Source organism: Caballeronia sp. LZ029 (assembly GCF_031451275.1).
Lineage (GTDB): Bacteria > Pseudomonadota > Gammaproteobacteria > Burkholderiales > Burkholderiaceae > Caballeronia > Caballeronia jiangsuensis.
Map to the genome: position 1 here is coordinate 2,770,550 of NZ_JARUXO010000001.1, position 10,485 is coordinate 2,781,034.

The 10,485-nt window shown below is 63.9% G+C and carries 13 protein-coding genes; all 13 read right to left on the minus strand.

Annotation, left to right across the window (positions count from 1 at the left end):
* Positions 1–30: 30 nt before the first annotated feature.
* Positions 31–723, minus strand: a complete 693-nt coding sequence (gene hisG, locus QCE73_RS13010; RefSeq protein WP_035506646.1) for an ATP phosphoribosyltransferase — start codon at positions 721–723, stop codon at positions 31–33.
* Complete coding sequence (murA, locus tag QCE73_RS13015; protein ID WP_238217182.1) at positions 720–1,991, minus strand: UDP-N-acetylglucosamine 1-carboxyvinyltransferase; 1,272 nt, start codon at positions 1,989–1,991, stop codon at positions 720–722. The genes hisG and murA overlap by 4 nt, the downstream gene beginning before the upstream one ends.
* Before the next feature lie 151 nt (positions 1,992–2,142).
* Complete coding sequence (locus QCE73_RS13020) at positions 2,143–2,382, minus strand: BolA family protein (RefSeq protein ID WP_035506651.1); 240 nt, start codon at positions 2,380–2,382, stop codon at positions 2,143–2,145.
* A gap of 15 nt (positions 2,383–2,397) precedes the next feature.
* On the minus strand, positions 2,398–3,153 hold the full coding sequence (locus tag QCE73_RS13025; RefSeq protein ID WP_035506654.1) for an ABC transporter permease: 756 nt from the start codon (positions 3,151–3,153) through the stop codon (positions 2,398–2,400).
* Complete coding sequence (locus QCE73_RS13030) at positions 3,150–4,076, minus strand: ABC transporter ATP-binding protein (RefSeq protein WP_187609295.1); 927 nt, start codon at positions 4,074–4,076, stop codon at positions 3,150–3,152. The genes QCE73_RS13025 and QCE73_RS13030 overlap by 4 nt, the downstream gene beginning before the upstream one ends.
* 206 nt (positions 4,077–4,282) lie before the next feature.
* On the minus strand, positions 4,283–4,570 hold the full coding sequence (locus QCE73_RS13035; protein WP_035506657.1) for a lipid asymmetry maintenance protein MlaB: 288 nt from the start codon (positions 4,568–4,570) through the stop codon (positions 4,283–4,285).
* Entirely contained in the window at positions 4,567–5,196 is a 630-nt protein-coding gene (locus tag QCE73_RS13040; protein WP_035506659.1) for a phospholipid-binding protein MlaC, read from the minus strand. The genes QCE73_RS13035 and QCE73_RS13040 overlap by 4 nt, the downstream gene beginning before the upstream one ends.
* A gap of 124 nt (positions 5,197–5,320) precedes the next feature.
* The gene (locus QCE73_RS13045) at positions 5,321–6,211 is read right to left on the minus strand and encodes a VacJ family lipoprotein (RefSeq protein ID WP_309881542.1); all 891 of its coding nucleotides are present in this window, start codon (positions 6,209–6,211) and stop codon (positions 5,321–5,323) included.
* Between the two features lie 10 nt (positions 6,212–6,221).
* Entirely contained in the window at positions 6,222–6,803 is a 582-nt protein-coding gene (mlaD, locus tag QCE73_RS13050; RefSeq protein ID WP_035506660.1) for an outer membrane lipid asymmetry maintenance protein MlaD, read from the minus strand.
* Between the two features lie 93 nt (positions 6,804–6,896).
* Entirely contained in the window at positions 6,897–7,664 is a 768-nt protein-coding gene (gene mlaE, locus QCE73_RS13055) for a lipid asymmetry maintenance ABC transporter permease subunit MlaE (RefSeq protein WP_035506663.1), read from the minus strand.
* Positions 7,661–8,476 (minus strand): ABC transporter ATP-binding protein, encoded by an 816-nt coding sequence (locus tag QCE73_RS13060; protein ID WP_309881544.1) that lies wholly within the window; start codon positions 8,474–8,476, stop codon positions 7,661–7,663. Before QCE73_RS13060 ends, mlaE begins: the two co-directional genes overlap by 4 nt.
* A 97-nt stretch (positions 8,477–8,573) precedes the next feature.
* Positions 8,574–9,659, minus strand: coding sequence for a thiamine phosphate synthase (gene thiE, locus QCE73_RS13065; protein WP_309881545.1), 1,086 nt, complete (start codon positions 9,657–9,659; stop codon positions 8,574–8,576).
* Complete coding sequence (locus QCE73_RS13070) at positions 9,656–10,462, minus strand: thiazole synthase (RefSeq protein ID WP_063231770.1); 807 nt, start codon at positions 10,460–10,462, stop codon at positions 9,656–9,658. Before QCE73_RS13070 ends, thiE begins: the two co-directional genes overlap by 4 nt.
* Between the last annotated feature and the right edge of the window lie 23 nt (positions 10,463–10,485).

The following is a 10,485-nucleotide window of genomic DNA, read 5'->3' on the forward strand; positions in this document are numbered from 1 at the left end:
GCTGGTGGCGCGCCGCGGCGTGCGGCTCGCCTAATTTCCTATTGCGGCCGTGGCGCGCTCGAACGCGTCGAGGTACGGCTTGAGCGCCGCGCGCTTCAGCTTGAGCGCCGCCTGGTTCACGACGAGGCGCGATGAAATCTGCATGATCTCTTCGACTTCGACGAGATTGTTCGCTCGCAGCGTGCCGCCCGAGCTGACCAGATCGACGATCGCATCCGCGAGCCCGACGAGCGGCGCGAGTTCCATCGAACCGTACAGCTTGATCAGATCGACGTGCACGCCCTTCGCCGCGAAATGCTGACGCGCGGTTTCGGTGTACTTCGTCGCGACGCGCAGACGCGCGCCCTGGCGCACCGCGCTCGCATAATCGAAGCCCGCCTTCACGGCCACCGACATCCGGCAACGCGCGATGTCCAGATCGACCGGCTGATACAGGCCACTGCCGCCGTGCTCGATCAGCACGTCCTTGCCTGCGACGCCAAAGTCCGCCGCGCCGTATTCGACGTAGGTCGGCACATCGGTCGCGCGCACGATGATCACGCGCAGGTTCGGGTTCGTGGTCGGCAGGATCAGCTTGCGCGAGCTCTCCGGATCTTCTGCCACCTGCACGCCGGCGGCGGCGAGCAACGGCAGCGTTTCCTCGAAGATACGCCCTTTGGACAGCGCGAGCGTGAGGGGCGCGCTCGGCTCCACCGACGACGACGTCTGCGGCAGCGAGCTCATTGCTCGCTCCCGCTGCCCTTGATGCGGCGCACGTTCGCGCCGACTGCCGTCAGCTTCGATTCCATGCGGTCGTAGCCGCGATCCAGATGGTAGATGCGGTCGATCAGCGTTTCGCCATCCGCGCACATCGCCGCGATCACGAGACTCGCGGACGCGCGCAGATCGGTTGCCATGACCTTTGCGCCGGAAAGTTTCTCGACGCCGCTGATGAGCGCCGTGTTGCCGTCGATCGTGATGTGCGCGCCGAGACGGTTCAGCTCCTGCACGTGCATGAAGCGATTCTCGAAGATCGTCTCGACCACTTGCGACGTACCGTTCGCGATTGTGTTGAGCGCCATGAACTGCGCCTGCATGTCGGTCGGGAACGCGGGATATTCGGACGTGCGGATATTCACCGCGCCAGCGCGCTTGTCCATGCGCACGCGCATCCAGTCGTCGCCTTCTTCGATGCTGACGCCGGCTTCGCGCAGCTTGGCCGTCACGGCGTCGAGCAGATGCGAGCTCACGCGACGCAGCGTGACATCGCCGCCGGCCGCCGCGACCGCGCACAGGAACGTGCCGGCCTCGATGCGATCCGGCACGACGTCATGCTTTGCGCCGTGCAGCTTGTCGACGCCCTGAATCACCAGACGATCGGTGCCGATGCCGTCGATCTTCGCGCCCATCTTCACGAGCAGATGCGCGAGGTCGCTCACTTCGGGTTCGCGCGCCGCGTTCTCGATGACCGTCTCGCCTTCGGCCAGCACCGCCGCCATCAGCAGGTTTTCTGTGCCGGTGACGGTGATCATGTCGGTGATGATGCGCGCGCCCTTCAGACGCTTCGCGCGCGCTTCGATGAAACCGTGCTCGATATTGATCTCGGCGCCCATCGCCTGCAGGCCCTTGATGTGCTGATCGACCGGACGCGCGCCGATCGCGCAGCCGCCGGGCAGCGACACCTTCGCCTCGCCGAAGCGCGCGACGAGCGGTCCGAGCACGAGAATCGAAGCGCGCATCGTCTTGACCATTTCGTACGGCGCGATCAGCTTGTCGACCTTCGATGCATTGAGGCTCACGCGGCCGTCGCCGGACACTTCGGACTGCACGCCCATCTGGCGCAGCAGCTTGACCATCGTGCGCACGTCCTGAAGATTCGGCACGTTCGACAGATGGACGTCGTCGGCGGTGAGAAGACTTGCGCAAAGAATGGGCAAAGCCGCGTTCTTCGCGCCCGATACGGTGATTTCGCCAGAGAGCTTCGCGCCCCCCGTGATGACCAATTTATCCATTGCTTGTCCTTCGACCGAGCTTCCTGCTGCGGAGCCGTTTTCAGCGCCGCGGTTATCTTGAATGAATCGCACTCTTACTGCCTTTGTCTGCCGGTGATGCCGGTGTTACGTGAATTGAGTCGTGTGACCTGATTGGCTTCGCCGGGTGGACTCAGGCCGATTTCCACTCGTCGGGGGTGAGGGTCTTCATGCTCAGCGCATGAATTTCCTCGCGCATGCGCTCGCCGAGCGCCGCATAAACCAGTTGATGACGCGCGATCAGCCGCTTGCCGACGAACGCATCGCTCACGATGGTCGCGAAAAAGTGCTGGCCGTCGCCTTCCACTTCGAGATGCTGGCAGGACAAGCCGCCAGCGATGTAGTCCTTCACTTGCTCCGGAGTCGGCAACATGGAAGTCTCCTTGAATTAGTGACGCAGCTTGTAGCCGCTCGCGAGCAATCGCACGGCGATCAGCGCCAGCACGGCCAGAAATCCGCCGACGATGCCGAGACTCACCAGCGGATTCACGTCGGACAGGCCGAAGAAGCCGTAACGAAAGCCGTCGATCATGTAGAAGAACGGATTCAGATGCGACACCGCGCGCCACAGGGGCGGCAGCGTATGTGTCGAGTAGAACACGCCGGAAAGAAACGTGAGCGGCATGATCAGGAAGTTCTGGAACGCGGCCAGCTGATCGAACTTGTCGGCCCAGATGCCCGCGATCAGACCCAGCGTGCCGAGAATGCCCGAACCGAGGATCGCGAACGCAATGATGTAGAACGGCGCGGAAAAAGACATCGGGATGAACCATATCGTCACGATGAACACGCCGAAGCCTACGCACAGCCCACGCACGACCGACGCCAGCACGTACGCAAAGAACATTTCCCAATGCGCGATCGGCGGCAGCAGCACGAATACGAGATTGCCGGTGATCTTCGACTGGATCAGCGACGACGAACTGTTCGCGAACGCGTTCTGCAGCACGCTCATCATCACGAGGCCGGGCACGAGGAAGCTCGTGTAGCCGACGCCCGGATACACCTGCACGTGCCCCGACAGCGCGTGACCGAAGATGGTCAGATACAGCAGCGCCGTGACGACCGGCGCGAGCACGGTCTGAAACGAAACCTTCCAGAAGCGCAGCAACTCCTTGTAGAACAACGTCTGGAAACCGCTCATGAAAGCCCCTCGACCACTTCCGGCTCGTTCATCACCTGCACGAACACGTCTTCCAGATCGGCCTTGCGCACGTCGATTTCATCGAACGTGCAGCCTGCCGCGCGGCATTTCGCGAGAATCGGCTCGACGTCGTCGTAGCTCGCGAGGCGCAGCAGATGCTGCGCGCCCGACACCGCGTGCGGATCGACTTCGAGCGCGCGCAAGTCGGCGGGCAACGCACCGTTCGACAGACGCAGATACAACTGCATGCCCGAGAAACGCTGCAACAGCGTGCTCGTGCGCTCCAGCGCGACGACTTCACCGCGACGAAGCATCGCGAGCCGGTGACACAGCGATTCGGCTTCTTCGAGATAGTGCGTCGTCAGCACGATCGTGTGACCTTCGCGATTCAGGCGCGAGATGAACTTCCAGAGCGTCTGACGCAATTCGACATCGACGCCGGCGGTGGGCTCATCGAGCACGATCACGGGCGGACGATGCACCAGCGCCTGCGCGACGAGCACGCGGCGCTTCATCCCGCCCGACAGCGCGCGCGTGTTGACGTCGGCTTTCTCGGTGAGATCGAGATTGGCCATGACTTCGTCGATCCAGTCGTCGTTGTTGCGCAAGCCGAAGTAGCCCGACTGGATCCGGAGCGACTCGCGCACGGTGAAGAACGGATCGAACACGAGTTCCTGCGGCACGACGCCGAGTGCGCGCCGCGCCGCCCGGAAGTCGCTGACGACATCGTGGCCGCGCACGGAGATCGTGCCGCTATCGGCGCGCGCCAGGCCGGCCAGAATGCTGATCAACGTGGTTTTGCCCGCGCCGTTGGGGCCGAGCAAGCCGAAGAACTCGCCCTCTTCCACCGTGAGGCTCACGCCTTTAAGCGCCTGGAGATCCTTGTAGCGCTTCCTGACGTTTCGGATTTCTATGGCTGACATGTAGACAGTGCGCGCGCCGCGCACGGCCGCGCCTCAAATGTGCGGATTTTCGCTTGACGGACCCGGACTCGGACCAAAAAGGGCCGGGTTGAGGCCCGAAAAAAACGTTTGATTATAGGGCAAAGCGGCTGGGGCCGACTTCGGAGCGATCCTGATTGCGGCAGCGAAGCGCGCTGCCGCGTTCTGCATGAGGTGTCAGAACAGGATCAATGTCGGAACGAGAGAAGCGTATCGACGCCGTAGGCTCGCGCGAGACTGACGAGCCCGGAAGGAAGATTGACGACATCCAGTGCGGCGCCGCGCGCGGACGCGGCGCGCTGCCATGCGAGCAGCACGGCGAGCGCGGATGAGTCGAACTGCGTGAGCGGCGCGCAATCGACTTCGGTCGCGCCTGCTGCGATACGCGACAGACCCGAGTCGAGCGCGGCTTTCGCGCTCTCGTGGGTCAAGGTCGCGGCCGTCTGGAAACGACCGCCCGTGGCTTGCGTGCTCACGATGCCTTGCCGCTCGCGAGTTGCTGGTTACGCTGCGTCAGGAACTGCAGCAGACCGCCTACGCCATTCTGCGAGATCTGCTCGTTGAACTGCTGCTGATACGCCTGGATCAGCCATGCGCCGAGCACGTTGATGTCGTACACGCGCCAGCCTTGGGCCGTCTTGTACAGGCGATAGTCGAGTTCGACCGGCGAGCCGTTGTTCATCACGACCGAGCGGACCACGACGTCGGTGTCGTCCGGATTCGCGCGGAACGGCTTGTACTGAACCGTCTGGTTGCGCACCTGGGCAAGCGCGCCCGAGTACGTACGGATCAGCAGCATCTTGAACTGCTCGACGATCTGCTTTTGCTGCTCCGGCGTCGCCGAGTTCCAGTTGCGGCCCATCACGAGGCGCGTCGTGCGCGTGAAATCCGTGTACGGCAGGATCTTCTGATTGACGAGCTCGGTGATCTTGGCGATATCGCCCGACTGAATCTTCGGATCGGACTTGATCTCGTCGAGGACCTGTTGCGTCACCGTCTTGATCAGCACGTCAGGCGAACTCGAATCGACGCTCTGCGCCGACGCCGCGCCGCAAAGCGCCATGAACATCGCGAAGATGGGAAGAAGGAGAAGTTTTTTCATCACAGACCCTGCAAAAGTAGAGGCTTCGGTTTGAGCGCGCCGCCTGAATCGAGTTCAGGCGGTGCAGCATCCAAAGCGTAAGAAATGTCGTTAGATATGTTACCGCGCGTTAGCGAAAAGCCGCTCACCGCAAGCGGAATGAAGGAAAACCGGACGGCGGGACATACTGGTTGCCCGGCACCGTATTGCTCGGTCCGCTCGCCGGAGCAGGCGCAGCGGCCGTGCCCGAAGCCGGAGCCGGAGCCGCTGTGGCCGATGCGCCCGCCGCGGGAGCCGCGCCCTCGTCGCCGTAATTTGGCAGCGGCGCTTCGCCGTAATCCGGCATGTTGCTGTCGCCGCCGGAGATCAGGTACTGACGGCGTTGCAAGTACGCGTTACGCACGAACGAGTACTTGTCGAGAGCGGCATCGGCGAGTACGTCGGTGGCGCCGAGCAAATTCGCGCGCACGTTGATGAGATTCACGCCATAGAGCGCCCAGCTCACCGAATCCGGACTCACATAGGTGAGCGGATTGCCAAAATAATCGACGACCAGACCCGCCGAATCCCGCACGGTGCTCGGCCCGAGCAACGGCAGCACGACATACGGGCCGGCCGGCACGCCATAGTGCCCGAGCGTCAGGCCGAAATCGCCCGAGTGCTTGGGCAGCTTGGCGATGGTCGCGACGTCGAACAGGCCGCCGACGCCGAACAGCGTGTTGATCGCGACGCGCATGATGTCCGACACGCCATCCGCAATCTTCAACTGCAGCAGATTGTTCGCGGCGATGTAGACGTCACCGATATTCGAGAAGAAGTTGGTCACGCTGTTGCGCACCGGCTCTGGCACGGCCCACACGTAACCCTTCGCCACCGGCTTCAACGCGTACTGATCGACGGTATCGTTGATCGTGAACATCGTCCGGTTGTAGCTCTCGAGCGGGTCCCCTTTGGTTGGTGTCGTCACCGTCGTGCAGCCGGCGAGCGCGATCGCGCCCGTCACGATGATTGCGCGCCGCATCCCCATCGCCTGCATGCTGTTCTCCTTATTGAGCCGGAGCCGAGGCGGCATTCGCCCCGGCCGCGCCCGATGCGCCCATCGCGCTCGCCGCGCCCGGGAAAGCCGGTGCGGGCGCAGGCGCTGCCGGCGCTGCCGATGATTTCGAGGCGCCGGAATCCGCCGCCTTGTTGTAGAGGAACTGGCCGATCAGGTTTTCGAGGACCACGGCCGATTGCGTCATCGTGATGGTGTCGCCGTTCTTCAGCATTTGATCGTCGCCGCCCGGCTCCAGGCCGATGTACTGCTCACCGAGCAGACCCGACGTCAGGATCTTCGCGGACGAATCCTTCGGAAACTGGTACTGCTTGTCGATATCGATCGTGACGACAGCCTGGTACGTGTTCGAGTCGAAGCCGATGCCGCCCACGCGCCCGACTGTCACGCCCGCGCTCTTGACCGGCGCACGCGCCTTGAGCCCGCCGATGTTGTCGAACTTGAGTTTCACCTCGTAGGTTTGCTGGAACGACAGCGAGCTCATGTTGCCCGCCTTCAGCGCAAGAAAGAGCAGCGCCACGAAACCGAGCACCACGAAGAGGCCGACCCAAAAGTCGAGAGCAGTCTTTTTCATCGTCTTCCCAAAGAGAATCTTTTCGCAGATGGCGCGTGATGGTCTGTGCCCTTCACAACGCCCGCGCCTTGCCCGGCGCCTGCGCCTGGTCCATTAGCTGAACATCAATGCGGTCAGCAGGAAATCGAGCCCGAGTACGGCGAGCGACGCGTACACGACGGTCTTGGTCGTCGCTCGCGACACGCCTTCCGGCGTCGGCTTTGCCTCGTAGCCCTGGAACAACGCGATGAACGTCACCGCGAAGCCGAACACGATGCTCTTGATGACGCCATTGCCGACATCGCGCCACACATCCACGCCGCCCTGCATCTGCGACCAGAACGCGCCCGGATCGACGCCGATCAGGATCACGCCGACGACGTAGCCCCCGATGATGCCGACCGCGCTGAAAATGGCCGCCAGCACCGGCATGGCGACGATGCCCGCCCACATGCGCGGCGCGACGACCACCTTGAGCGGGTCGACCGCCATCATTTCCATCGCGGTGAGTTGCTCGCCCGCCTTCATCAGCCCGATTTCGGCGGTGAGCGACGTGCCCGCGCGCCCCGCGAACAACAGCGCCGTGACGACCGGCCCGAGCTCGCGCACGAGCGACAGCGCGACAAGCAGACCGAGCGCCTGTTCCGAGCCGTAGCGGCTCAGCGTGTAATAACCCTGCAAGCCAAGCACGAAGCCGACGAACAATCCCGACACCGCGATGATCACGAGCGAATAATTGCCGACGAAGTGGATCTGTTTCGTGACGAGCCGCGGGCGCCGCAACAGCGAAAAGAATTCGAGCACGAGGCGCAGGAACATGCGCGTCGCGTAGCCCGCGGTGCCGAAACCGTCGAGCACCCAGCGTCCGAGCGCGCTGATCATGCCTGCCCTCCGATGCCGAAATCCGCGGCGAGCGGCGTGCTCGCGTAGTGGAACTTGAACGGGCCGTCCGGCGTGCCGTCGATGAACTGCCGCACGGTCGGGTCCTGCGACGCGCGCAGCTCCGCCGGCGTGCCTTCGGCGTGGATGCCGCCGTTCGCGATGAAATACACGTAGTCGGCGATGGCGAACGATTCCGGCACGTCGTGCGTGACGAGAATGGAGGTTGCGCCGAGCGCGTCGTTGATCGTGCGGATGAGTTGCGCCGTGATGCCGAGTGAGATGGGATCGAGGCCGGCGAACGGTTCGTCGTACATCATGAGCTGGGGATCGAGCGCGATGGCACGGGCGAGCGCCACACGGCGCGCCATGCCGCCCGAAATTTCCGACGGCGCGAGATCGCGCGCGCCGCGCAGACCGACGGCGTTCAGCTTCATCAGCACGAGATCGCGGATCAGCGCTTCCGGCAGATCGGTGTGTTCGCGCAGCGGAAACGCCACGTTCTCGAACACGGTCTGGTCAGTGAACAGCGCGCCGAACTGAAACAGCATGCCCATCTTGCGGCGCAACGCGTACAAACCGTCGCGCGTCTGCGTGCCGACGTCCTGTCCGTCGAACATGACCTGACCGCGGCTCGCCTTCACGAGGCCGCCGACCAGGCGCAAGGTCGTGGTTTTGCCGCAGCCTGAGCCGCCCATGACCGCGACCACCTGCCCACGCGTGAAACGCATGTTCAGGTTCGACAGTACGAGCCGGTCGCCGTAGCCGAAATCGACGTCGCGTAGCTCCAGCAGAGTCTCGGAAGAAGCAGGCACTGGGTAAGAGATTCCGTAGACGCAAAACGCCGAATTATAGGGCCTGCGCGCAATCGGTGCTTTGCCTAGGTCTGCGTCCCTTCGTTTTTGGGATTTTTCACCATTGACTTGCAAACATTTGTTGCAGCAGCGAGACTGCGGCCGCCGTGTCTGCCGCTTCGGTGACCGCGCGCACGACCGCAGCGCTGCCGACGCGTGTCGCGAGGACGTCCGGCATCACCTTGGCGTCGATTCCGCCGATTGCCACGAGCGGCACGCGTCCCGACAGAAGCTGCACGTAGCGCGTGAGCCGTGCGAGCCCTTGCGGCTTGGTCGGCATGACTTTCGTGGTGGTCGGGAAAACGGCGCCGAGCGCGAGATAGCTCGGCTTGAAATGCAGCGCGCGCAGCATCTCGTAATAGCCGTGCGTCGAGAGTCCGAGTCGCACACCGGCCTTCGCGATCGCGTTCAGATCGGCGGTCTGCACGTCTTCCTGGCCGAGATGCACGCCGTACGCGCCCGCCGCGATCGCCTCGCGCCAATGATCGTTGATGAAAAGCTGCGCGTCATGCCGACGCCCTGCCTCGACCGAGCGCGCGATTTCGTTGCGCAAATCGGCGGCGTCGGTCGATTTGCGGCGCAACTGCGCGGTGCACACGCCGAGGTCCAGCACGCGTTCCACCCAATCCGCGCTCGGCAGCACCGGATACAGGCCGAGGCGATCGGGACACGCCGGGAAGCCGCCCTCGGGAGCCAGCGGCAAATCGGCGACGCGCGGGAAAGTTGTGAAATCGACAGGCCACGCGTCGGCCTTGTTTTCGTCGCCCGTACGCCAGGCGAGCGCGAGCGTGAGCGCGTCGTGCGGTTCGAAATTGCAATCGAGGAAGGCGGCGAGCGCGGCCAGCCAATCATCGGACCAATCGCCTTCGAGTGCGAATCGTTCGTCGCCACGCAGCAGCGTCACGCGGCCGTCGCGCGCGTCGAGCACCGCCGCGCCGCTTGCCAGGAGCCGCTCGCTGTCCGCGTCGTGCGACTCGGCCGCAACGATCAGATCGCCGGCCTTCGGCGATTCCGGCGCGGTCAGGCAGATACGCCAGCGCGTTTCGGCCGCGGGCCATTCGCCCAGACGGGCGCGAATCCGCTCGGCGACTTCGATCAGCTCGTCGGCCGGCGGCCAGAAAACTTCGCGATTCAGCAAGCTCATGCCGCGCCTCCGTCCTGATGCCAGAACGGCATGCCGACGACCGGCGTGCTCGCCTGCGCGCTGTCGCGCTCGGCCATCGGTCCAGCGAGAAATGCGGTGCGCCCCGCCTCGACGCCCAGCGCAAAGGCCCGCGCCATCTGCGGCGGGAAAGTCGCCTGCGATACGGCCGTATTGAGCAGCACGCCGTCGAAGCCCCATTCCATCACCTGGCAGGCGTGCGACGGCACACCGAGACCGGCATCGACGATCAGCGGCACGTCCGGCAGCCGCTCGCGCAGCGTGCGCAGCCCGTACGGATTGGTTACGCCCTTGCCGGTGCCTATCGGCGCGCCCCACGGCATCAGCGCTTCACAGCCGACATCGAGCAGACGTCTGCCGATCACGAGGTCTTCGGTGCAATACGGCAGCACCTTGAAGCCTTCGCGGATCAGCTTCGCGGACGCTTCCACGAGGCCGATCGGATCGGGCTGCAGCGTGTAGTCGTCGCCGATCAGTTCCAGTTTGATCCACGGCGTTTCGAAGACTTCGCGCGCCATATGGGCGGTGGTCAGCACTTCATCGACGCTCTGACATCCGGCCGTGTTGGGGAGCAGCGCGACGCCGTGGCGCTTCAGCACATCGAAAAAACCGGCCTCGCCCGTTTCCGACTGGCGGCGCAGCGCGACCGTGACCATGCCGGGCCGGGCGGCATCGATGGAGTCGGACAGCGACTGCAGCGACGGATAACGCGAAGTGCCGAGCAGCACGCGGCTCGGAAAGGTCTCGCCGTAGAGCGTGAGAACGTCGGCGGTGGATATGGTCATGATTCGATCCTTCGGTTCGGAAT

Coding starts and splice junctions, on each gene's coding strand:
- mlaE (WP_035506663.1), bottom strand. CDS start 7,664: ATGATCAGCGCGCTCGGACGCTGGGTGCTCGACGGTTTCGGCACCGCG.
- QCE73_RS13030 (WP_187609295.1), bottom strand. CDS start 4,076: ATGTCAGCCATAGAAATCCGAAACGTCAGGAAGCGCTACAAGGATCTC.
- QCE73_RS13020 (WP_035506651.1), bottom strand. CDS start 2,382: ATGTTGCCGACTCCGGAGCAAGTGAAGGACTACATCGCTGGCGGCTTG.
- QCE73_RS13040 (WP_035506659.1), bottom strand. CDS start 5,196: ATGAAAAAACTTCTCCTTCTTCCCATCTTCGCGATGTTCATGGCGCTT.
- QCE73_RS13025 (WP_035506654.1), bottom strand. CDS start 3,153: ATGAGCGGTTTCCAGACGTTGTTCTACAAGGAGTTGCTGCGCTTCTGG.
- mlaD (WP_035506660.1), bottom strand. CDS start 6,803: ATGAAAAAGACTGCTCTCGACTTTTGGGTCGGCCTCTTCGTGGTGCTC.
- hisG (WP_035506646.1), bottom strand. CDS start 723: ATGAGCTCGCTGCCGCAGACGTCGTCGTCGGTGGAGCCGAGCGCGCCC.
- murA (WP_238217182.1), bottom strand. CDS start 1,991: ATGGATAAATTGGTCATCACGGGGGGCGCGAAGCTCTCTGGCGAAATC.
- thiE (WP_309881545.1), bottom strand. CDS start 9,659: ATGAGCTTGCTGAATCGCGAAGTTTTCTGGCCGCCGGCCGACGAGCTG.
- QCE73_RS13070 (WP_063231770.1), bottom strand. CDS start 10,462: ATGACCATATCCACCGCCGACGTTCTCACGCTCTACGGCGAGACCTTT.
- QCE73_RS13045 (WP_309881542.1), bottom strand. CDS start 6,211: ATGCAGGCGATGGGGATGCGGCGCGCAATCATCGTGACGGGCGCGATC.